Source organism: Hanstruepera ponticola (genome assembly GCF_012931685.1).
GTDB classification, from domain to species: Bacteria; Bacteroidota; Bacteroidia; order Flavobacteriales; family Flavobacteriaceae; genus Hanstruepera; species Hanstruepera ponticola.
The window spans coordinates 432,554-454,848 of record NZ_JABANC010000001.1 but is presented as its reverse complement, the minus strand read 5'-3'; the positions used below and the strand labels follow the sequence as shown (position 1 = coordinate 454,848).

At 33.3% G+C, this 22,295-nt stretch carries 21 protein-coding genes; 8 read left to right on the top strand and 13 right to left on the bottom strand.

The genetic code is table 11. The annotated features are described in order from the left end of the window. Nucleotides 1-54: 54 nt before the first annotated feature. From HGK31_RS01985 to metG, 6 genes are all read right to left on the bottom strand, one after another. Nucleotides 55-573 (bottom strand): ferritin, encoded by a 519-nt coding sequence (locus HGK31_RS01985; RefSeq protein WP_191858259.1) that lies wholly within the window; start codon nucleotides 571-573, stop codon nucleotides 55-57. Between the two features lie 54 nt (nucleotides 574-627). Then, nucleotides 628-1,464: a hypothetical protein gene (locus HGK31_RS01980; RefSeq protein WP_104734901.1), complete on the bottom strand. Its 837-nt coding sequence runs from the start codon at nucleotides 1,462-1,464 to the stop codon at nucleotides 628-630. Nucleotides 1,465-1,499: 35 nt separating this feature from the next. Further along, on the bottom strand, nucleotides 1,500-3,626 hold the full coding sequence (locus HGK31_RS01975) for a Tex family protein (protein ID WP_191858258.1): 2,127 nt from the start codon (nucleotides 3,624-3,626) through the stop codon (nucleotides 1,500-1,502). Nucleotides 3,627-3,706: 80 nt separating this feature from the next. Next, a complete protein-coding gene (locus tag HGK31_RS01970; RefSeq protein ID WP_191858257.1) occupies nucleotides 3,707-4,411 on the bottom strand; it encodes an OmpA family protein in 705 nt (234 codons plus the stop codon). 4 nt (nucleotides 4,412-4,415) lie between these two features. Next, nucleotides 4,416-4,886: a lipocalin family protein gene (locus HGK31_RS01965; RefSeq protein ID WP_104734898.1), complete on the bottom strand. Its 471-nt coding sequence runs from the start codon at nucleotides 4,884-4,886 to the stop codon at nucleotides 4,416-4,418. 82 nt (nucleotides 4,887-4,968) lie between these two features. Continuing rightward, nucleotides 4,969-7,038 (bottom strand): methionine--tRNA ligase, encoded by a 2,070-nt coding sequence (gene metG / locus HGK31_RS01960; protein ID WP_191858256.1) that lies wholly within the window; start codon nucleotides 7,036-7,038, stop codon nucleotides 4,969-4,971. 165 nt (nucleotides 7,039-7,203) lie between these two features. Here metG and HGK31_RS01955 point away from each other — a divergent pair, with 165 nt between their 5' ends. The 3 genes from HGK31_RS01955 (at nucleotide 7,204) to HGK31_RS01945 (ending at nucleotide 9,446) form a co-directional block, all read left to right on the top strand. Then, nucleotides 7,204-8,220: a S66 peptidase family protein gene (locus tag HGK31_RS01955; RefSeq protein WP_191858255.1), complete on the top strand. Its 1,017-nt coding sequence runs from the start codon at nucleotides 7,204-7,206 to the stop codon at nucleotides 8,218-8,220. Between the two features lie 147 nt (nucleotides 8,221-8,367). After that, complete coding sequence (locus tag HGK31_RS01950) at nucleotides 8,368-8,982, top strand: hypothetical protein (protein WP_191858254.1); 615 nt, start codon at nucleotides 8,368-8,370, stop codon at nucleotides 8,980-8,982. Nucleotides 8,983-9,086: 104 nt separating this feature from the next. Next, entirely contained in the window at nucleotides 9,087-9,446 is a 360-nt protein-coding gene (locus HGK31_RS01945; protein ID WP_191858253.1) for a YraN family protein, read from the top strand. On the opposite strand, the gene HGK31_RS01940 is transcribed toward HGK31_RS01945, so the two are convergent. Beyond that, the gene (locus HGK31_RS01940; RefSeq protein ID WP_191858252.1) at nucleotides 9,443-10,747 is read right to left on the bottom strand and encodes a TlpA family protein disulfide reductase; all 1,305 of its coding nucleotides are present in this window, start codon (nucleotides 10,745-10,747) and stop codon (nucleotides 9,443-9,445) included. The genes HGK31_RS01945 and HGK31_RS01940 overlap by 4 nt on opposite strands. Before the next feature lie 45 nt (nucleotides 10,748-10,792). After that, on the bottom strand, nucleotides 10,793-14,143 hold the full coding sequence (mfd, locus tag HGK31_RS01935) for a transcription-repair coupling factor (protein ID WP_191858251.1): 3,351 nt from the start codon (nucleotides 14,141-14,143) through the stop codon (nucleotides 10,793-10,795). Nucleotides 14,144-14,329: 186 nt separating this feature from the next. Here mfd and HGK31_RS01930 point away from each other — a divergent pair, with 186 nt between their 5' ends. Beyond that, nucleotides 14,330-14,761, top strand: a complete 432-nt coding sequence (locus HGK31_RS01930) for a fructose 1,6-bisphosphatase (protein WP_104734891.1) — start codon at nucleotides 14,330-14,332, stop codon at nucleotides 14,759-14,761. 49 nt (nucleotides 14,762-14,810) lie between these two features. On the opposite strand, the gene fbp is transcribed toward HGK31_RS01930, so the two are convergent. Further along, the gene (fbp, locus tag HGK31_RS01925) at nucleotides 14,811-15,818 is read right to left on the bottom strand and encodes a class 1 fructose-bisphosphatase (protein ID WP_191858250.1); all 1,008 of its coding nucleotides are present in this window, start codon (nucleotides 15,816-15,818) and stop codon (nucleotides 14,811-14,813) included. Nucleotides 15,819-15,929: 111 nt separating this feature from the next. Here fbp and HGK31_RS01920 point away from each other — a divergent pair, with 111 nt between their 5' ends. The 4 genes from HGK31_RS01920 to HGK31_RS01905 are packed head-to-tail and all read left to right on the top strand — an operon-like array spanning nucleotide 15,930 to nucleotide 20,535. Continuing rightward, entirely contained in the window at nucleotides 15,930-16,409 is a 480-nt protein-coding gene (locus tag HGK31_RS01920) for a GNAT family N-acetyltransferase (protein WP_104734889.1), read from the top strand. A gap of 1 nt (nucleotide 16,410) precedes the next feature. Further along, nucleotides 16,411-17,661: an aspartate kinase gene (locus tag HGK31_RS01915; RefSeq protein WP_191858249.1), complete on the top strand. Its 1,251-nt coding sequence runs from the start codon at nucleotides 16,411-16,413 to the stop codon at nucleotides 17,659-17,661. Nucleotides 17,662-17,684: 23 nt separating this feature from the next. Further along, nucleotides 17,685-19,514 (top strand): GNAT family N-acyltransferase, encoded by a 1,830-nt coding sequence (locus HGK31_RS01910; protein WP_191858248.1) that lies wholly within the window; start codon nucleotides 17,685-17,687, stop codon nucleotides 19,512-19,514. Next, on the top strand, nucleotides 19,504-20,535 hold the full coding sequence (locus HGK31_RS01905; protein WP_191858247.1) for a carboxypeptidase-like regulatory domain-containing protein: 1,032 nt from the start codon (nucleotides 19,504-19,506) through the stop codon (nucleotides 20,533-20,535). Before HGK31_RS01910 ends, HGK31_RS01905 begins: the two co-directional genes overlap by 11 nt. 3 nt (nucleotides 20,536-20,538) lie before the next feature. Here the strand turns inward: HGK31_RS01905 and HGK31_RS01900 are convergent, their stop codons facing one another. Genes HGK31_RS01900 through HGK31_RS01885 form a run of 4 tightly spaced genes read right to left on the bottom strand, consistent with a single transcriptional unit; the run spans nucleotide 20,539 to nucleotide 22,293 of the window. Next, a complete protein-coding gene (locus tag HGK31_RS01900) occupies nucleotides 20,539-20,925 on the bottom strand; it encodes a VOC family protein (protein WP_191858246.1) in 387 nt (128 codons plus the stop codon). A 3-nt stretch (nucleotides 20,926-20,928) separates the two neighbouring features. Beyond that, complete coding sequence (locus HGK31_RS01895; protein WP_191858245.1) at nucleotides 20,929-21,387, bottom strand: DUF1801 domain-containing protein; 459 nt, start codon at nucleotides 21,385-21,387, stop codon at nucleotides 20,929-20,931. 4 nt (nucleotides 21,388-21,391) lie between these two features. Further along, entirely contained in the window at nucleotides 21,392-21,901 is a 510-nt protein-coding gene (locus tag HGK31_RS01890; RefSeq protein WP_191858244.1) for a DUF4199 domain-containing protein, read from the bottom strand. A 20-nt stretch (nucleotides 21,902-21,921) separates the two neighbouring features. Then, a complete protein-coding gene (locus HGK31_RS01885; protein WP_191858243.1) occupies nucleotides 21,922-22,293 on the bottom strand; it encodes a VOC family protein in 372 nt (123 codons plus the stop codon). Between the last annotated feature and the right edge of the window lie 2 nt (nucleotides 22,294-22,295).

Sequence of the window (22,295 nt, the reverse complement as noted above, 5' to 3'; positions counted from 1 at the left end):
TATATGGCAAAAATAATTATTTTTATTAAATCTAAATAAGATTAAATGTTAATTTCATTCAGCGCCTTCTGAAGCTGCTGTACTAATGGTTAATTGTTGAATATCACGATCAAATAAATACAAACCACCTTTATCGTTTCCTATCATATTTATTTTATCCAGAATGGTGCGAGCCATAGCTTCTTCTTCGATTTGTTCGGCAACATACCATTGTAGGAAGTTATGTGTAGAGTAATCCTTTTCCTGTAAGGAAATATGAACCAATTCATTAATACTTTCAGACACAAAAACTTCATGTTCAAACAATTTTTCAAACATTTCTTTAAACGATTTAAAGGTCACATTTGGTGCTTTTAATGCCGAAACATGTGCATGTCCACCACGTTCATTTACATATCTAACCAATTTAAGCATGTGAGTACGCTCTTCATCAGATTGTGAATACATAAAACCAGCAACACCTTCTAGTCCTTTAACTTCGGCCCAACATGCCATAGCTAGATAAATTTGAGAAGACTCTGCCTCAATTCTAATTTGGTCGTTTAAAGCTTTTTCTATTTTTTTTGATAACATATACTTGTATTTTATGTAAAGTTAAGTAAACTATCTGTTAGACTGATTTTAAAATTATTTTTTGTAAAAAGGTGTTCTTTTGGCAAGATATTTTAAGGTTATTTTATAGGCATCTTCCGTATTCCAAAATGATTCATGTTCTTGACTAAATAAATTGTCACCACGATCATTATAAATATTCATGACCATGGAAGTTCCATAATTCTGGATAGTTGATGAGGTATGAGCTTGATAGGTTTTACTTTTACCACTACCATAGATATCTCCAATTAAATGACCATTTTTATCTACATGAGCATTTCCAGAATTTTTGGTTGTTGAAGCAGTTCCACCGTAGGTGTTTTTACTCGTTTTTTGGACTGAAACCGTACCTTGAATCACATATTCTACATTGAGAATGTGACAAATTTCGCCCATTGTATAGCCGGCTATATTGTTATTGGTCACACCAGCTTTTATTAATAAAGCATTGGTGGTTTTAGGATCTTGATATTCTAAATCAGCATTATGATTTTTAAATAAGGAATAAGTTTCTTCTTGAATTCTATTTGAAACCGATTTTGAGCCATCACGTTCGTCCTTTATATAGGCAAAAGGTAAAATGGCAACTTTATTGTGATGGTTTTCTAAATCTGCCTTGTTTCCGTCAGAATTTTTAGCATTAAAAAACTCTACGCGTCCAGAAGCAAAAGTAATTTTAGCAATATCAATCTTGTCAACTTTATAATGGAGTGTTTCATTTTTATAGTTAAAATCTATAGTTCTGTCATCAATACTGTTAATATGACCTTCCATTTCTTCCCCATTTGTTTTTAAAATAATATCGTAGTTCTGGGCAAAAGAAGTGATTGTTAAAAAAGTAACGCAAAATAAAGAGAAGATAGTTTTCATGATTTTTTCTTTAAAAATAATAAATTATTAAGAAACTAAATGTGCAGTTTTAATTGAATACGCTTACGTGGAATATCTACCTCTAATACTTTTACAATAATTTGCTGATGTAAACTAATATGCTCATTAACATCGCTTACAAAACCATCAGATAAGTTTGAAATATGAATTAAACCACTTTCTTTAATACCAATATCTACAAAGGCACCAAAATTAGTTACGTTATTGACAATGCCAGGAAGTAATTGACCTTCTTGCACATCGTTGATGGTTTTTATATTTTGATTAAATGTGAATACTTTGGCTTGTTCTCTAATATCTAAACCGGGCTTTTCTAGTTCTTGTACAATATCATGAAGTGTTGGCAAACCAACTGTATTTGTACAATACTCCTTCAAATTGATCTTTTTAAGACAATTTTTATTCCCTATTAATTTTGAGACTTCTAAATTGATATCTGAAGCCATTTTTTCAACAAGTTCATATCGTTCAGGATGTACAGCAGAATCATCTAACGGATTATTAGAATTCTTAATGCGCAAAAAACCTGCGCTTTGTTCAAAAGCTTTATCACCCAAACGTGGAACACGTTTTAAGTCATTTCTGGAGTAGAATGCGCCATGAGTTTCACGATATTTAACTATGGCCTCTGCCAATTTTTCACCAATTCCTGAAACATAGCTTAATAACGATTTACTAGCCGTATTTAAATTTACACCAACAGCATTTACACAACTTTCTACTACACGATCCAATTCGTTTTTCAGTTTATTCTGATCTACATCGTGTTGATATTGACCCACACCAATAGATTTAGCATCGATTTTCACCAATTCGGCTAAAGGGTCTTGTAAGCGTCTGCCAATGGAAACTGCACCTCTTACTGTCACATCATAATTGGGAAATTCTTCACGTGCAATTTTTGAGGCTGAATAAATTGATGCTCCAGCTTCACTCACTACAAATACTTGAACATCGTTTTTAAATCGGATTTTTCTAATTAGGCTTTCGGTTTCACGAGATGCTGTTCCATTTCCTATGGCAATAGCTTCAATTTTATAGGCATCAGACAACGATGAAATCTTTTTCATGGCTCCAATACTATCGTTTTTTGGTGGGTGCGGATAGATGGTTTCGTTGTATTTTAAATTACCATGTTCATCTAAACAAGCTACTTTACAACCAGTTCTAAATCCAGGATCAATAGCCAAAATACGCCTTTCACCTAAAGGCGAACCAAGTAATAATTGCTTTAAATTTTTAGCAAAAACAGTTATCGCAGCTTCATCGGCTTTTCCTTTGGCATTTTGTAACGCTTCATTACTCAATGATGGCAACAACAATCGCTTGTAAGCATCCTTTATAGCCATCTCAATTTGCTCTGAACACGCATTATCAGGTTTTATAATACGTTGTGCTATTTTATCTAAAGCACGATCATCATCAATTTCAATTTTCACCCGAATAAATCCCTCGTTTTCGGCACGTAAAATGGCTAACAAGCGATGTGAAGGAATCCGACTTAAAGACTCACTCCAATCAAAATAATCACGAAATTTTTGGGCGTCATCTTCTGATTCTTTTTTGGCAATAACTTTCGTTGAAATGTTTGCAAAGCGTTCCAATTGATAGCGTATGTTGTTTCTAATATCTGTACGTTCATTAATCCATTCAGCAATAATATGTCGCGCACCTTCAAGAGCATCTTCAACCGATTTTGTATCTCCTTTTACGTATTTATAAGCTATAGATTCAATATCATGGGCATTTTGAGCCATGATAATTTTTGCCAATGGTTCTAATCCGTTTTGTCTGGCTTTTTCAGCTTTGGTTTTTCTGCTTTTTTTAAATGGTAAGTATAAATCTTCTAAAGCAGTAATATCTTGAACCGTTTCAATTTTCTGTTTCAATTCAGGAGTTAAAGCATCTTGCTCGTCAATGGCTTTTAAAATAGCTATTTTACGCTTTGCTAAAGCTTCAAATAGTTCCTTGTATTTTACAATATCACCAATTTGAACTTCATCTAAATTTCCGGTGGCTTCTTTTCTATATCGCGCAATAAAGGGAGTGGTACAAGCATCATTAAGTAATGAGATAGTATTTTTTACTGATAATTCAGGTAATTTAGTATTTGATATGATGTATCGTAGAATAGTTGACATGTTAATATCGAAATTTGAAAATAAAAAAGGCGTTGACAAGATTACTATGTCAACGCCAAATAAAAAAATATTTTTAGATTTTAATTTCCAGCCTGTTGTTGGGCATCTTCAATCATGTCATCATTTGGTAATATGGCCACATTCACACGTCTGTTTTTAGCTCTTCCTGCAGCTGTACTGTTGTCATGCATAGGTTGCGTCTCACCAAACCAATTAGTGTTAAGACGACCTCTACTTATCCCGTTTCCTGAAAGATAGTCAGTCACAGCATTGGCTCTGTTTTTGGATAAGGTCATATTGTAATCTTCAGAACCTACACTATCTGTATGACCAACAACCAAAATGTTAGTGTCAGGATACTCTTTAAATACACCAATAAGTTTGTTTAAAGTCTCTTGTGAAGCTGAATTAATGTTGTATTTATCTGTTGCGAAATAAACACCACTATTTTCATCAAACGTAACAACAATAGCATCGTCTACACGCTCTACTTGTGCGCCAGGGATTTCTTCTTCAATTTTTTGCGCTTGTTTATCCATTTGATTCCCTATAATAACACCAGCTGCACCACCAACAACTCCGCCTATCACAGCACCAAGTTCACCATTTCCGCCTTTGCCAGCATTATTACCAATTATGGCGCCTAAAACGGCACCACCTGCAGCACCAATAACAGCACCTTTTTGTTTGTTATTGGCATTTTGAACCGATTTACAATTAGTAAAACTGATTAAAAATATACTTGAAAGTATTATTACTTTTAATTTATTTATTGTCATTCCCATATTATTAAAGTTTATTAAAATTCATTGTTATTGTAAAAGGATCTCCTTCTACATATACGGTTTGTTGCCATTGCATAGACGTTTCTGAAATTGCGGATAGTCGCATGCGAAACCCTTTATTTGTTTCAGATTTACCTTTTTCATTTGTAGGTTTTAGAAGAAAATCATATAAGCCTGTTTGCTCATTTACTTCTTGAATGGTAAAAACAAAATAACGGTCTCCTTGTTCACAAGACGAATCGTTAATGGTATAAATTCCAGTATTATTATTAGGTATAAAACGCCATGTACTGTATTCAAAACATTTTTTTGAAGCATCATCAAGTAAGGTTACATTAAATGTTCCAGCTTCACTGTAATTAATGGAGTTTAAAACCCATTCACCTTTTATAACTTTTTTTGAATCTCTAACGGTTTTTGAACTACCGCAAGAAAATAAAGTTACAGTCAATATTAAAATCATTAGTTTTCTCATAGTTCTAAATTTTATAATTCAAAACTAGAGAATAGGCAATTGGATAATTAATTCAATACGTTAAAATGATGATGCATATAGTTTAAGAGATCTGTAACCCGTTAGTAGTATCTGTTTTAGAATCTGGATTGACAAATACCAATTTACCTTCAGGAGTTTCAGTCATTAAAATCATTCCTTGACTTTCTACACCACGCAAAGCTCTTGGTGCTAAATTGACCAAAACCGTTACTTTTTTACCAACAACTTCTTCAGGAGTAAAGCTTTCGGCAATACCAGAAACTATGGTGCGTACGTCAATTCCTGTATCAACTTTCAAGACTAAAAGCTTTTTGGTTTTTGGCATTTTTTCGGCTTCTAGAATGGTGCCAACGCGAATATCCAATTTAGTGAAATCTTCAAAAGTAATGGTGTCCTTTTGTGGTTCAACTGTTTTTTTGGCTACTTCGTTAGCTAGCTTACTTGCTTCTAATTTATCTAATTGTTCCTGAATAGTTTTGTCTTCAATTTTTGAAAACAATAATTCAGCTTTACCTATTTGATGACCTGATGGGATTAAAATATTTTTTGAGGAAATATCAGACCAAGTAGATTCTGAATCAAGTTCAGAATGACAAAGGATAGTTTTTAATTTTGCAGAAGTGAAAGGCAAAAACGGTTCACTTAACGTAGCCAGAGCCGATGCAATTTGCAAGGCAACATACATAATGGTTTTAGTACGTGCTTCATCTTCTTTGATCACTTTCCAAGGCTCTTCATCGGCTAAATATTTGTTGCCTAAACGTGCCAAATTCATTAATTCTTGCGAAGCTTCTCTAAATCTGTAGCGTTCAATAGAGCTTGCAATCACTGCTGGATAAGCTTTTGCCGCTGCTAAAGTTTCTTCATCTCCAGAAGTAAATTCAGAAGGTTCCGGAATAACACCACCGTAATATTTATTGGTCAATACCACAACACGATTAATAAAATTCCCAAAAATAGCAACTAACTCGTTATTATTTCGTGCTTGAAAATCTGCCCAAGTAAAATCATTGTCTTTAGATTCAGGAGCATTGGCTGTTAAGGCATAACGTAAGACATCTTGTTGATTTGGAAAATCTTCTAGATAGTCTGGCAACCAAACGGCCCAGTTTTTAGAAGTAGACAGCTTGTTACCTTCTAAATTTAGAAATTCATTTGCAGGTACATTATCTGGAAGAATATAGCTACCTTCTGCCTTTAACATACTTGGAAAAATAATGCAGTGAAACACAATATTATCTTTCCCAATAAAGTGCACAAGTTTTGTGTTTTCGTCTTTCCAATAGGGTTCCCAATCTTTTCCTTCACGTTCCGCCCACTCTTTGGTTGCAGAAATGTAACCAATAGGCGCATCAAACCAAACATATAATACTTTACCATCTGCGCCTTCAACTGGAACTGGAATTCCCCAATCTAAATCGCGTGTTACAGCACGAGGGCGTAATCCATCATCAATCCATGATTTTACTTGTCCGTAAACATTGGGTTTCCAATCTTTTTTATGACCTTTTAAAATCCATTCTTTAAGAAAAGCTTCATGCTTGTCTAGTGGCAAAAACCAATGTTTGGTTTGTTTTAAAGTTGGAACATTACCTGTAATAGCAGATTTAGGATTGATTAAATCTGTAGCATTTAAACTACTCCCACAGTTTTCACATTGATCGCCATAGGCTTCTTCGTTGCCACATTTTGGACACGTACCAATTACAAATCTATCAGCTAAAAACTGATTAGCTTCTTCATCATATAATTGCTCGGTAACTTCTTCTATAAACTCACCATTATCATAAAGTGTTTTAAAAAATTCTTGAGCCGTATCATGATGAATTTTTGCAGATGTACGTGAGTAATTGTCAAAAGTGATTCCAAAATCCACAAACGATTTTTTTATAATAGCATGGTATTTATCTACAATATCTTGTGGTGATACACCTTCTTTTTTGGCTTTTATGGTAATAGGCACGCCATGCTCATCACTACCACAAATGAAAGCGACATCGTTCCCGATGAGTCTTTGGTAACGTGCATAAATATCTGCAGGCACATAAACACCAGCCAAATGACCAATATGAATGGGTCCGTTGGTATACGGTAATGCAGCTGTGATGGTATATCGTCGTGTATTATTCATTGTCTATTTTCATGTCTGGTCGAGCGCAGTCGAGACCTTTAGCAAAAAACCTCTCGACTGCGCTCGAGGGGACAAATAGATGTCATAACTGTTTTCAAAATGGTTTTGAAGCCACAAAAGTACGTAATTTAAGAGCGTTTCTGAAAAAAAATGTACATTTACAATATGTCAAAAATCACCTTGTTATTTAGCCTGTGTTGTCTTCTTTTTTTTGGAGAAAAGGAACGACAGCAATTGGATGATGCCAAAAATTTAAAATCGAAAACTTTGATACAACCACCATATTTAAAGCCTGGCGATACAGTAGCTATTGTTGCGCCATCAGGTATTTTAAAGAACAGACAAAAAGAGGTACAACAGGCTGTTGAATTGCTGAAAAGTTGGGGGTTACATGCTGTTGTTGGTGATCACGTTTTTAGTCAGGATAATCATTTTGCGGGAACAGATGCTCAACGATGCGAGGATTTTCAGAAAGCCATGGATGATCCTAAAGTTAGTGCTATTTGGTGTGCTAGAGGTGGATATGGAACGGTTAGAATTTTAGATAAGTTAGACTACACCAAGTTTAGAAAACATCCGAAATGGTTAATTGGCTATAGTGATATTACCGCGTTGCACAATCAATTTAATAATGAAGGGTTTGAAAGTATTCATGCGTTAATGTGCACGAGTTTAACTGATGATTTGAATGATATTTCTGAATCGGTAGAGACCTTTAGAAAAGCGATTTTTGGAGAGCCATTACAATATAATTTAAAAGGTTCGCAATATAACAGAATAGGCAAAGTTTCAGCTCCTTTAGTAGGCGGAAACTTAACCATGCTGCATACTATGTTAGGTTCAAAAACCAGTATTGATACTTCAGAAAAAATATTGTTTATTGAAGAAATAGGGGAGTATAAATACCACATTGATCGTATGCTGCAAAGTTTAAAACGTGCTGGATATTTTGATAATTGTAAGGGTCTTTTAGTAGGTGATATGAGTAAGCTTCGAAAAAACACGACGCTTTGGGGAAGCTCTGTAGAGCAACTTATACTAGATGCCCTATCAGATTATGATTTCCCTATTTGCTTTAATATGCCAGCTGGCCATGAAAAAGATAATCGTGCTATGATTTTAGGACGAACAATTGAAATGAACGTTAGTAAAGAACAGTCTTCAGTTATATTTCAAAAATAAGATGCATCTCTAAATTTAATGTCGTTCATCGAGTAGCGTAAGAAAATACGCTAAAAATTTATTTTTTTGCGCAGTTCAGCGATTTTTTTGTGTTATTATCGGCAAACCTTATTACCTTTCAATCACTTAACCCAAAATCTACAAATCATGAAAAAACTTACTACCCTTATGGCTGTATTTTTCTTATGCTTAATTGTTGGTTGTTCAAACGAACAATTAGGAGATGAACTCTCTGAAAAAAGAAAGAATAAGCAAACAGAACTTGAACAACAAGATGATAGCCCAGACACAGACAATGGTGAACATTGTGTATATACTCATTTAATTGCAGGACAGCACCATACGGCAGGTTCAGTAACAATTGATGTTGATGGAGATAATCTCATTGTAACATTTACTGTAAATTCAGACTGGACTATTGGAACAACACATTTAAGCATAGGGCTTTGTGAAAACGATTGGGTACCTACAACAGGCTCTGGAAATCCGCAAATTGGTCAGTTCGAGTTCACAGAACCTTTTTCTGAAACGGATAATGAAGTAGTTTACATCATACCAATTACAGAAGTTGGTGATAATTATTGTTTTGCTGCTCATGCAGAAGTTGAAGGACCAACAGGAGGAGAAACAGCTTGGGCTGAAGGCTCAGAATTTTCCGGAAATAGCTGGGCTATGTATTCAGAATTTGATTTGTCAAGTTGTACATCAAATGATGATGATGAGGATAATGATGACAATGATGGTGATAATGGACCAACCTAATAGGTTTTAATTAAACTTTAGATAAAAGGTACATTGTAAAATGTGCCTTTTTTCGTTTATTTATAATTATAAAATTTAGACACCCAATTTCTTGGGAAGTGAATATGGCACAACACAATGAACTCGGTAAAAAAGGTGAGCAAATGGCTGTTGATTTCCTTTTAGGAAAAGGATACAATATAATTGCCAGAAATTACCGATTTGATAAAGCCGAAGTTGATATCATTGCGAGGCAACAAGATATATTGGCCATAATTGAAGTAAAGGCTAGATCGACTGTTGATTTTGGAGATCCACAAGATTTTGTTAAACCCAAACAAATTAAAAATCTGGTTAAAGCTGTTGATGAATATGTTACCGTAAATAATTTAGATGTTGAGGTACGTTTTGATATTATAGCTATTACTAAAAAAGAAAAGGATTATAGTATTGAGCATTTAGAAAACGCATTTTATCACTTTTAATTTTCTAAAAAAGCTTTTAAATCATCAAAATGTTCTGGTTTTGCCAGAATGTTTTTGTCTTTATCTAATATAAAAAAGCTAGGTGTCGCTTGAACAGCATAACTTTTAACTACTGGGCTTTCCCATTTACCTAAATCATAAGTGTTTAAAAAATCTGGGTAATTAGTAATAGTTTTGTTCCAATTTCTAACACTATCTTCAAGAGCATAAGCAATTACTGTAATTTCTGGATGTTCATCCATTATGCTTTTAACTTTTGGTAATTCTTCTAAACAATGACTGCAGGTACTACTCCAAAAAATAAGTAAATACTTATCAGATTTATCCAATTCGTATAAACTTGTTTCATTGGGTTTATCATTATCTAGATAAGTGAATTCAAAATCTACTGCTTTGTTGCCAATAGCCGTATTTTTGTATTCCTCTAAAACTTCTATTAGTAATTCATTATTGTTTTGCTTAGCCAATTCTAATAAATAAGTATCACTTATATAATTGGCTACAATATCTTGTTCGCTATTAAGCATACTTGCCCAAATAGCCTCTAAAAGGTTCATTTGTACATTGCTATTGTCTCCAATGGCAAGAACCACTTCATCAACAGCGCTTTTGTAAGCGTTGGCGGTAGCTGGCATGGCATAAATAAAGGCTAACACACGTTCAGTTAAAAACTCGGAACTTTGTAAGAGTTCATTATTAAAATCAATATGATCAAAATAGTGGTTTTTTAAGTTTTTTGAGTAAGTATTGATGTCTTCGTATTCAGTAGGAATATAGGTTCTGTTACTTTTTATAAATGCCAAAACTTGAGAGTTCTTAGCTGTTTCTTCATAAGACCTTTGGGTTTCATCTAAATTTTTAAAAATAGATTTAATGACTTGCTCTTTGGTATTTTCAGAAGCATAAAACTCGCTAATTTGTCCATTAATATTACTGATATCGGATAGGTACCTATCCCAAAGTATATTGTCGTTTGAACTTATAAATGATAAGCCCATTTCCAAATCAAAATTAAGAACAACATCCTCTTTCCCGTCGTAGAAAAAATTAAAATTATTGTCTTCAGGAGGAGTGGCATACACTATTTTATAAATTCCTGATGTTGCTTCAGGTGCCATTTCAATAGTAAAGGATCCATCAGCTTTTAATTTAGCACGATCAATATAATCAGCTCCCGAAGGTGTGTTTTTATACAGAAAGGCATAAGTAAACTCTTCAGCTGGCGAAAAGTTACCTCTAATGCTATGTTGCGATAATAGAAACTGTGGAAGAATCGAAATTATTAAAAGCCATTTTTTCATAATGCTGTTTATTTCATTTTAGACGTTAAACCCATATAACAAAAACTAATCCATAATCGGTTTTAAGGCCGTTAAAGCTTTCTGAACTGTGGAAATATTTTCAAAAGTTAACAGTAACCGAAGTCCATTCCTGGTTTGCTTTTCTTTCATTTTACAGGCATGAGGATGTGATTGTACAAATTGAAGAACCTTGGTAAACTGCGGACTTTGATAAAAAGCACTCTTTTGGTCGTTAATAAAGTAGCCAATGAGCTTATTTTTTTTCATCACTACTTTTTCTAATCCCATTTTAGTAGCAATCCATTTAATTCGTACACTGTTTAATAAATCGACAACTTGTGTTGGCAATTCCCCAAATCGGTCAATCAATTCTGTTTCAAATTTCTGAAGCTCTTCTTCAGTTTTTATATTATTAAGTTGCGTGTAAAGGTTTAAGCGTTCGGTTATATTATTGATATAGTCATCTGGGAATAATAATTCAAAATCACTGTCAATAGTAATATCTTTTACATATTCCTTTGGTTTACCATCATCTTTATACAAATCTTTGAATTCATTTTCTTTGAGTTCTTCTATGGCTTCATTGAGTATTTTTTGGTAGGTATCAAAGCCAATATCATTAATAAATCCACTCTGTTCACCACCCAATAAATCACCAGCTCCTCTAATTTCCAAATCTTTCATGGCAATGTTGAAACCACTACCCAATTCGGTAAACTGTTCTAACGCAGTAATTCGTTTTCTGGCATCATTGGTCATAGCGGAATATTCAGGTGTAATGAAATAACAAAAGGCTTTTTTATTGCTTCTACCAACACGACCACGCATTTGGTGTAAGTCACTCAATCCAAAATTATTTGCGTTATTTATGAAAATGGTATTGGCATTGGGTACATCCAATCCGCTTTCAACAATGGTAGTACTCACTAAAACATCAAACTCACCATTCATAAAGGCGAGCATCAATTGCTCTAACTTTTTGCCTTCCATTTGTCCGTGACCAATCCCTATTTTGGCATCTGGAACTAAACGTTGAATCATGCCTGCAACTTCTTTGATGTTTTCAATCCGGTTATGAATAAAGAAAATTTGTCCACCACGTTGAATTTCATAAGTAATGGCATCACGAATGGTTTCCTCGCTAAAACGAATAACATGGCTTTCTATTGGATAACGATTAGGTGGAGGTGTGGTAATAACTGATAAATCACGTGCCGCCATTAAACTGAACTGTAATGTTCTTGGTATTGGAGTAGCTGTTAATGTCAAGACATCAACGTTTTCTTTTAATGTTTTTAACTTTTCCTTGACTGCAACACCAAATTTCTGTTCCTCATCAACAATCAATAATCCTAAATCTTTAAACTTAACATTTTTATTTACTAATTGATGGGTTCCAATAATAATATCAATAGCTCCTTTTTCGAGATTTTCAAGCGTTTCACGTTTTTCCTTGGCTGTTCTAAACCGGTTGAGATAATCAACGGTTACAGGAAAATCTTTGAGTCGTTCCTTAAAGGTTCTAGAATGCTGATAGGCAAGAATAGTTGTTGGTACAAGAACCGCCACCTGCTTGCCATTATCAACTGCCTTAAATGCTGCTCGGATTGCAACTTCGGTTTTTCCAAAACCAACATCGCCACAGACCAATCTGTCCATTGGTCTGTCACTTTCCATATCAGCTTTAATGTCAGCAGTTGCAGTTGTTTGATCTGGCGTGTCTTCGTATAAAAATGATGCCTCTAATTCGTGCTGCATATAACTATCAGGATTATACTGAAAGCCTTTTTCTAGCTTACGTTTGGCATAAACTTTTATAAGATTAAAGGCAATTTCTTTTACACGAGATTTGGTTTTTTGTTTAAGTGTTTTCCAAGCTTTGCTGCCCAATTTGTAAACTTTTGGAGGTTTACCGTCTTTGCCATTAAACTTAGTAATTTTATGAAGCGAGTGAATGCTTAAATACAAGACATCGCGTTCACCATACACCAATTTAATAGCTTCTTGTTTTTTGCCTTCAACATCAATTTTTTGAAGTCCGCCAAATTTTCCAATACCATGATCAATATGCGTTACATAATCGCCTATTTCTAAATTGGTCAATTCTCGTAAGGTTATAGCTTGTTTTTTTGCATAACCGTTTTTTAGATGGAATTTATGATAGCGTTCAAAAATTTGATGGTCTGTATAGCAGATTATTTTATTATCATGATCAATAAAGCCTTGAAATAATGAAAGCACGATGGTTTGATAATGAACCTCTTGATCTACATCATTAAAAATATCATGAAAACGTTTTGCTTGTTGTTCGCTTACACAAGCTATATAATTGGTGTAGCCTTTTTCATGATTGGCATTCAAATTATCAATCAATAAATTGAATTGCTTATTAAAGGTTGGCTGTGGTGTTGTGTTAAAAGTTATTGTTTGTGATGTTTCAACTGTGTTCAACATGACAGCTGAAGTCCCAAATTCAACTAAATTAAAATCTAAAAGCTGTTTTTTTAATAATGTTGAATTACAAAATAACTCTTCAGGTTCGGCATGTTTTATTTCAGTTGAAAGTGTTTTAAAGGCCTCTTCCGCTTTTCCATAAAAATCATCAATCCTATCAAAAACTAATTGCGCATTTTTAGTAAAAATCACAGTTTTTTGCGCGATGTATTTCAAAAAGCTTTGCCTGCTTTCTTCTAAAAATTTATTAGCCACATTTGGAATAATGCTAATTTTCTTAATTTGATCGGTTGAGAGTTGTGTTTCTACATCAAAGGTTCTGATACTATCAACTTCGTCGCCAAAAAATTCAATACGATAGGGTTCGTCATGTGAAAATGAGAACACATCTACAATACCACCACGAACTGAAAATTCTCCGGGTTCTGTAACAAAGTCAACACGTTTAAATTTATATTCAAACAATACTTCGTTTACAAAGTCAATGGATAGATTATCATTTACTGAAATCTTTAATGTGTTTTTTTCTAATTCACGCCTGGTTACTACTTTTTCGAAAAGCGCATCAGGATATGTAATTATTATAGCTGGTTTTTTTCTAGAGTTAATACGGTTTAATACTTCAGCACGCAATAATACATTGGCGTTATCAGTCTCTTCTATTTGGTAAGGACGCCTATAACTTCCAGGGTAAAACAGAACATCTTTATCGTTTAACAACCTTTCGAAGTCATTCAGGTAAAAAGCGGCTTCTTCCTTGTCATTGAATATGAGTAAAAATGGTTTGTCAGCCTCCTTAAAAAGTTCAGTAAAAACAAATGAAACAGATGACCCAACAAGGCCTTTTATGTGTGTTCTATTTTGAGTTTGGGCAATAGCATTTTGCAGATTTTGCGATTGCAAAGCCTGTTTATATGTTTGCGAGAGGGTAGATTTACTCAAGACAAGTTATTTTGTGCAAATATAAAATTTTGTTTAAGAGATTATTGATTAAAACTATTATTAAAATTATATTTACTCTTACGGACTATATTTTAAAAGGGATGAGTGAACTTATTTTAGGTCTTTTTTCTTATCAGAAAAAAGAAAAAATATGTAAGTTTGCACCACTTTATAAAACAAGAATATATGTCAATTTTAGATTTATTTGATAGCGGATTTAAAAAGCGCAATGAAGACCATTTTGCAGCAATAGTTAGAGTTGCCATGGATGACGGAATTATCACTGATGAGGAGAAAGCGTTTTTAGATCGTTTGGCTAGAAATTTAGATATCAGTGAAACCACTTACAAAGAGATTCTAAAGGATTATCAATCACATCCTATCAACCCACCAACATCATATGATAGACGATTAGAAAGACTTTTTGATTTGGCACGCATGGTTCATGTGGATCATATTCAAGGTGATCATGAGGAATTGGTGTTGCGTAAAATAGGTATTGGGTTAGGTTTTTCACCAGAAAACGTAAAATATGTAGTTGATAAGGCTTTAACTTTAGTAGCCAACGGTGTTGATCTAGATACTTTTATTGAGGAAATTAGAAATATGAACAGGTAAAAATTCTGTATATTATAATTTAAATGCGAGCCTATTGGTTCGCATTTTTTTATTCTGCCAATCGCATAAATTCTTCTGCCTTCTCAACCATGTTTCTGCTACCACAAATAAAAGGTACACGTTGGTGAAGTTCTGTAGGCTGAATATCCATTATTCTATTAAATCCATCACTGGCTTTACCTTTAGCTTGTTCTGCCAAAAACGCCATGGGATTACATTCATATAGCAAGCGTAATTTCCCATTTGAATTTTTCGAACTTTTAGGATACAAGTAAATACCACCTTTTATCATATTCCTATGAAAGTCAGACACTAAAGAACCAATATATCTTGATGTATAAGGTCTGTCTCCTTCTTCCATTTGGCAATATTTGATATAGTTTTTTATCCCTTGAGGGAAATGTATATAATTCCCTTCATTCACGGAATAGATTTTACCATTTTCAGGGAATTCCATATCCGGATGCGACAGATAAAAGGTTCCTATGGCTGGATTCAATGTAAACCCATTTACACCAGCTCCCGTTGTGTAAACCAACATGGTTGAAGTTCCATAAACCACATAACCTGCTGCCACTTGCTGATTTCCTTGTTGTAAAAAATCCTCAATAGTTACAGGTGTTCCAACTGGTGTAACGCGCCTGTAAACTGAAAAAATGGTTCCAACAGATACATTCACATCAATGTTTGATGAACCATCTAATGGGTCAATTAAAACAACATATTTATTGTTATTGTTTTCATCCTGACTATTAATTGAAATAAAATCATCTTCCTCTTCACTAGCAATTCCACAAACAATATTTCTATTTGTAAGGGTTTGGATAAATTTGTCATTCGCATAAACATCCAGTTTTTGTTGGTCTTCGCCTTGAATGTTTGTATCTCCTACTGCTCCAATAATATCAACAAGACCTGCTTTATTGACCTCATGATTAACAACTTTTGCAGCTAAACGAATGGAATTTATTAAACGAGAAAGTTCTCCTGAGGTGTATTTAAATGATGATTGATTTTCAATGATAAATTCACCTAAAGTTTGATTTTTTTGAGACATGAATATCCAGTAAGTTGTTGTTTGTACAAATATCGGATTTTTTAATAAACTACAACGTTTTCGGAAATTTAATTATAAGATAAAAAGCTATCTTTGAGGTAAAATCTTCAAATGGATATTAAGGTAAGAAAAGCCAATAAAAGCGATATGTCTAGAATTCTTGACCTCATAAAAGAGTTAGCTATTTTTGAGAAGGAACCTCATGCAGTAGCTATTTCTGTTTCAGATCTTGAGCGAGATGGATTTGGTGAAAATCCTAAATTTCAATGTTTTGTTGCTGAATTTGATGGCCATATTGAAGGTATGGCTCTTGTTTACACAAGATATTCTACTTGGAAAGGGAATATTTTGCACCTTGAGGATTTGATTGTTAGTGAGCGCATGAGAGGCAAAGGATTAGGGACTTTGCTGTTGGATGAAGTTGTAAGGTATGGACAAGATTTAGGGGTAAAACGTATAAGTTGGGAAGTATTGGACTGGAATGAACCAGCTATAAAATTTTACGAGGAGAAAGGAGCAGATGTTAAACGAGATTGGGATGTTGTTCATTTAAATGAAAAAGGTATAAAATCTTATTTATCAAAAATATAATATGCGCATATTTAAATTTGGAGGAGCATCAGTAAAAGATGCTGAAGGTGTAAGGAATTTATTAAGTGTCTTGAATGAGACAGGTCATTCAAAAACGTTAATTGTCATATCAGCAATGGGAAAAACAACCAATGCTATTGAACAGGTTATTGATAATTATTTTAATAATAAAGCAGCCTTAAGGAGTTCCATTCAGGATGTTAGAAAATTCCATAATGCTATTTTACTGGATTTATTTGAAAATGAAAATCACAATATCTTTAAAGCAATATCAACATTATTTGATGAATTAACGGCATTTTTTGATCGTAATAAATCGCCAGATTACAACTATGTTTATGATCAAACCATAGGATTTGGTGAATTGGTTTCAACAACAATTGTAAGTGCTTATTTAAATGAAATGGGTTTAAAAAATGCTTGGATAGATGTAAGAGAGTTTATTAAAACAGATAATTATTACCGTAGAGCCAACGTTGATTGGGAAAAGACACAAAGCCTCATATCAAAAAACTTTAAGCAAAATAATTTAAACATCACTCAAGGATTTTTAGGAAGTGATTCCAATAACTTTACCACTACGTTAGGTAGAGAAGGAAGTGATTATACAGCAGCTATTTTTGCGTACTGTTTAAATGCAGACAGCGTTACTATTTGGAAAGATGTGCCAGGCGTTTTAAACGCTGATCCACGGTATTTTGAGAATGCCCAATTACTTCATAAAATATCCTATCGTGAAGCGATAGAATTAGCTTTTTATGGCGCATCTGTTATTCACCCAAAAACATTACAACCGTTGCAGCGAAAGGAGATTCCGTTGTATGTAAAGTCATTTCTGAACCCTAAAAATCCGGGAACAGCTGTTGCTAAAGGCCAAGGATTAGAACCTGAAATCCCATGTTTTATACTTAAAAAAGATCAAGTGTTAATCTCACTGTCTTCATTAGACTTTTCTTATATCGTGGAAGAAAACATCAGTGAAATTTTTAACCTGTTGCATCTGTATAAAATGAAAGTTGATGTCATTCAAAATTCAGCGATAAGTTTTTCAGTTTGTTTTGATAATGGTTACAAGAATTTAGAAAAGTTATTACAACATTTAAAGGCAAAGTTTAAGGTAACTTGTTATGAAAACGTGTCTTTATATACCATTAGGCATTATGATAATGCAGCTATAGACCAATTAGAGAAAGGTAAAATTGTATTACTAAAGCAGTTAACACAAGAAACAATGCAAATGGTTACTAAATAAACAAAATAACTACATTTGTAAATATGACAAATCAACCAAAAAAAGGACTAGTAACTGCAAAAGAAGTTGCAACTGCCATACAGTTAGATAAATATGGCTTTGTAGGAACATTTGTTGGTTGGATTTTAATGAAAGTTTTAAAAATTTCTACGCTTAATGCTATTTATAATCGTAACAAGCATTTAACAGAACTTGAATTTCTAGATGCCATTTTAGATGAATTCCAAATAAAATTTGAAATACCCGAAGAAGACTTAAAGCGTTTACCAAAGGATGGTGCTTATATTACGGTGTCTAATCATCCATTAGGAGGCATAGATGGGATTTTACTTCTAAAATTAATGCTAGAACAACGTAAGGACTTTAAAATCATTGCCAATTTTTTATTGCATAGAATTGAACCGCTTAAGCCTTACATTATGCCTGTTAATCCTTTTGAAGACAGAAAGGATATTAAATCTAGTATTTCAGGTTTCAAAAATGCCATTATGCATTTAAGAAATGGGCACCCATTAGGTGTTTTTCCAGCAGGTGAAGTTTCTACTTATAAAGACGGGAAATTAGTTGTGGATAGACCATGGGAAGAGGCAGCCATGAAATTGGTTCATAAAGCTGAAGTGCCTGTTGTTCCTATTTATTTTCATGCAAAAAACAGTAAGTTGTTTTATAAGTTATCTAAAATAAGTGACACTTTCAGAACAGCAAAATTACCATCTGAACTATTAACTCAAAAACGCCGAATCATCAAAGTCAGGATAGGTAGGCCAATTTCGGTTAATGATCAAAAGGAGCACGCTACGTTAGAGGAGTTTTCTGAATTTTTAAGAAAGAAAACGTATATGCTTTCTAATTCATTTGATGAAAAAGATAAGTTGTTAGGTAACTTTCCTTCAACTTTAAAACTTCCAAAACCACCGAAACGTATTGTTGGTCAAGTTGATAAAGAATTAATGTTCAAGGAAGTTGAAGCGTTAAGAGCCAATGACTTTAGATTATTACAAAGTAAAAATTACGAGGTGTTTTTGGCACCTGCAAAAGAAATACCAAACATCTTACAAGAGATAGGGCGACTCCGAGAGATTACGTTTAGAGAGGTGGGAGAGGGCACCAATGAAGCTATAGATTTAGATGCTTTTGATACGTATTATTACCACATGTTTCTTTGGGATGAAGATAATAATTTGATTGCTGGAGCCTATAGAATGGGCTTGGGTTCTGAAATATTTTCACGATATGGAATTGATGGTTTTTACCTTCAGGATTTATTCCGATTTGAACCAGAATTGTATAAAATGATGAGTCAATCTATTGAAATGGGTCGCGCATTTATCATTAAAGATTATCAACAAAAACCTATGCCTTTATTTTTACTTTGGAAGGGCATTGTACATACAACATTACGTCACCCAGAACACAAGTACTTGATTGGAGGTGTGAGTATTAGCAATCAATTTTCAAACTTCTCAAAATCATTAATGATTGAGTTCATGATGTCTCATTATTATGACCCATATGTGGCACAATATGTACATCCAAAAAAAGCTTTTAAAGTGAAGCTCAAAGATGCTGATAAAGATTTTGTTTTTGATGAAGCTGAAGCCGATTTGAATAAGTTTGATAAAATTATTGATGAGGTAGAACCAGGAGCATTAAGATTACCTGTTTTACTCAAAAAATATATCAAACAAAACGCTAAACTAGTGGCTTTTAATGTGGACCCCTTGTTCAATAATTCGGTTGATGGTTTGATGTATATTAAAATAGCAGATCTTCCAGAAAGTACTGTAAAACCAGTCATGGAAGAATTTCAAGCCGAATTAGAGCGAAAAATCTCTGAACAAAATGAGGATTAGTTTTAGGTTTTTTTTAATTCTTTTTTGTGTCTCTAATCAATATGCTCAAGAAATTTCTGGAGTAGTCATTGATAGTCATTCTCAACAACCAATTGAAGGTGCTTCTATTTATTTTGATAATACTACAATTGGTACCACCTCAAACGCTCAAGGGGAATTCTCTTTAAGCTATAAAACTTCAATAAACACGGCTTTGGTTGTTTCTTTTTTAGGATATGAAAAGCAACAAATAAAAGACTATAAATCCGGAAAACCCTTAAAAATTAGTTTAAAAGAGGAAGTGAGCACTTTAAATGAAGTTTTATTATATGCTAAGGATAAGGTGCCAAGAAGTGATAAGTTAGATTTATTTAGAAATTTTTTTATTGGAACGTCTAAAAATGCTAAATCTTGTGACATATTAAATGAGAACGATCTTGTTTTTAAGTTAAACAGAGCGGATAGCACGTTGATAGCATATTCAGATAAGCCTATTATAATTAGAAATAAAAAGTTAGAGTATTTAATAAATTATGATTTACAGGAATTCAAAATAAAGTGTGATATTTTTGAAATGCACGAAAAAGAAAGATTGTATCCACATGCGTTTTATTATTCTGGAACAGCATTTTTTAAAGATGAAAAAGAAAGCACTCGAAGTAAAATTTTGAACAGAAGAGACGATGCTTATAAAGGATCAGTCTTGCATTTTATGAGAGCACTATTAGTAGATAGTTTAAGGACTGAAGGATATAAATTGTACTATAATAATGAAGAAGTGAAGCCAATGAACTTTATCAGCATGTATCCAACTGAAAATCCGACAATAAAAAAAGTAAGATTTTTCAAACCTATGTATATCGGTTATAGTTCAGGGAAGAAAGGCGAAAACACGATTTCTTCTGTAGAACCTACCGACACTTATTTTTATTTAAATAATTATGGAAATTATTTTCCAATAAATGCTCTATCATTTTCTGGCTTTATGGGATATATGAGAATGGGAGATGCCTTGCCTCTTGACTACATCCCTCTTGAATGATTTTTATTTAAAAGCACTATCAACTGGCTCCCAGAGTTCTATTTTATTACCATCATTATCCATAATGTAACCAAATTTTCCATAGTCATACTCTTGAATATCTCCAATAACTGTAACACCTTCTTCTTTTAAAGTGCCTAATAATTCCTTTAAATTTTCGACACGGTAATTAAACATGAAATCTTTTTTAGAAGGCTCATAATATTTTGTGTCTTCAGGAAATGGGCTCCATTGTGTTGAGCAATCGTTACCATCTTTATCTTGCCACCAAAATGTACAGCCATAATCATCGGTATTAAAACCTAGATGTTTTTTATACCAATTTTTTGTAGCATTTGGGTCTTTAGTTTTAAAAAATAACCCACCAATTCCAGTTACGCGTTTTTTCATTTTTTATTTCTTTTTTAAAGCTGTTTCATAAATGTCTATCCATTCGTCACAAGTCATTTTTCTAGTCAATTCACCAATGAGTTCAAAAGGAATTTCTTCTATTTTTTTAAAACGAATACAGCTTTTACCCATATCCAGTTTACGTTTACAGTGCTTTGGGTATTCATTTACAAACCAATCATGCAATTCTTTTTTGGCATAAATACCACTATGGTATAAGTTTACCGAGTTTTTTTGAGAAGCAAAGCTCATAAATGGTAATGGTGTTTTTGGGTCACAATGGTAACCATCTGGATACACTGAATGTGGCACATAATAACCAATCATTTTGTATTGCATACCTTCTTCAAATCCTTTTGGCAGATTGTCTTTTATAGTTTTACGTAATGTTTTTAAGGCTTCCTGACGGTCTTCAGGTACTTGACTTATGTAATCTTCAGGAGAAGTAGCTTCATATTGCATAATATTAGTTTTTACGTTGTAAAATTAATCCAGAAATTAAAGATATAACAAATCCTAGGATTACAACAGAGGCAAACATCATGATAGCCATAAAAGTTGGGCTTCCATAATCTTCCATTTGTTGTTTGAGCTCTGCACTTTTAATCTTTAATTCTTCAGGAGATAAAGTGGTTTCCATTTTTTTTATAGAATAATCTAGATATTCATTAGCAAAATCAGGGTTAATTTGCGTTGTATAGATGTAATCAAATAGCGCAACACCAACAGCAGAAAACAAAGCTATCAGCATGCCGATTTTAATAGCTTTTCCTAAAGAAACTTTCCCTTCATTAACCTTGTCACGATAATGTTTTATGCCAAAATAAACAAATAATAGAGATAGTATCATTGATGTATAACCAATCAGTTCACCATAATCAAAATCGACTCCCATACCAAACAAGAAAGGTAATCCGAATAAGATAAAGCCACTTAATAATGCGTAAAGTCCGTACTTAATAACTGTGTTTTTCATAATATTTTAAGTTAGTTTTATTAAATGTGTTGATCTACTAAAATGGTGTTTCCATCTGGATCTGAAATTACAAAACTTCCAGGACCAGAAGTGTTTTCTTTTACTTCGGTGTGAAATGAGATATCTTGTTTTTTTAAATGCGCTTGAATATCACGAACATTTGTAAAGCTTTCAAGCGTGTTTGCATTCTCATCCCAACCTGGATTAAAGGTTAAAATGTTATTTTCAAACATGCCTTGAAATAAGCCTATTAAAGCATTGCCATTTTTCATAATGAGATAATTCTTGTCCATGTCTCCAGCAAAAACTTGAAAACCTAATTTCTCATAAAACAATTTTGAAGCTGATAAGTCTTTTACACTTAAGCTCATAGAAAAAGCTCCTAATTTCATAA

Coding starts and splice junctions, on each gene's coding strand:
- HGK31_RS01985 (WP_191858259.1), bottom strand. CDS start 573: ATGTTATCAAAAAAAATAGAAAAAGCTTTAAACGACCAAATTAGAATT.
- HGK31_RS01980 (WP_104734901.1), bottom strand. CDS start 1,464: ATGAAAACTATCTTCTCTTTATTTTGCGTTACTTTTTTAACAATCACT.
- HGK31_RS01975 (WP_191858258.1), bottom strand. CDS start 3,626: ATGTCAACTATTCTACGATACATCATATCAAATACTAAATTACCTGAA.
- HGK31_RS01970 (WP_191858257.1), bottom strand. CDS start 4,411: ATGGGAATGACAATAAATAAATTAAAAGTAATAATACTTTCAAGTATA.
- HGK31_RS01965 (WP_104734898.1), bottom strand. CDS start 4,886: ATGAGAAAACTAATGATTTTAATATTGACTGTAACTTTATTTTCTTGC.
- metG (WP_191858256.1), bottom strand. CDS start 7,038: ATGAATAATACACGACGATATACCATCACAGCTGCATTACCGTATACC.
- HGK31_RS01955 (WP_191858255.1), top strand. CDS start 7,204: ATGTCAAAAATCACCTTGTTATTTAGCCTGTGTTGTCTTCTTTTTTTT.
- HGK31_RS01950 (WP_191858254.1), top strand. CDS start 8,368: ATGAAAAAACTTACTACCCTTATGGCTGTATTTTTCTTATGCTTAATT.
- HGK31_RS01945 (WP_191858253.1), top strand. CDS start 9,087: ATGGCACAACACAATGAACTCGGTAAAAAAGGTGAGCAAATGGCTGTT.
- HGK31_RS01940 (WP_191858252.1), bottom strand. CDS start 10,747: ATGAAAAAATGGCTTTTAATAATTTCGATTCTTCCACAGTTTCTATTA.
- HGK31_RS01930 (WP_104734891.1), top strand. CDS start 14,330: ATGTCAATTTTAGATTTATTTGATAGCGGATTTAAAAAGCGCAATGAA.
- fbp (WP_191858250.1), bottom strand. CDS start 15,818: ATGTCTCAAAAAAATCAAACTTTAGGTGAATTTATCATTGAAAATCAA.
- HGK31_RS01920 (WP_104734889.1), top strand. CDS start 15,930: ATGGATATTAAGGTAAGAAAAGCCAATAAAAGCGATATGTCTAGAATT.
- HGK31_RS01915 (WP_191858249.1), top strand. CDS start 16,411: ATGCGCATATTTAAATTTGGAGGAGCATCAGTAAAAGATGCTGAAGGT.
- HGK31_RS01910 (WP_191858248.1), top strand. CDS start 17,685: ATGACAAATCAACCAAAAAAAGGACTAGTAACTGCAAAAGAAGTTGCA.
- HGK31_RS01905 (WP_191858247.1), top strand. CDS start 19,504: ATGAGGATTAGTTTTAGGTTTTTTTTAATTCTTTTTTGTGTCTCTAAT.
- HGK31_RS01900 (WP_191858246.1), bottom strand. CDS start 20,925: ATGAAAAAACGCGTAACTGGAATTGGTGGGTTATTTTTTAAAACTAAA.
- HGK31_RS01895 (WP_191858245.1), bottom strand. CDS start 21,387: ATGCAATATGAAGCTACTTCTCCTGAAGATTACATAAGTCAAGTACCT.
- HGK31_RS01890 (WP_191858244.1), bottom strand. CDS start 21,901: ATGAAAAACACAGTTATTAAGTACGGACTTTACGCATTATTAAGTGGC.
- HGK31_RS01885 (WP_191858243.1), bottom strand. CDS start 22,293: ATGAAATTAGGAGCTTTTTCTATGAGCTTAAGTGTAAAAGACTTATCA.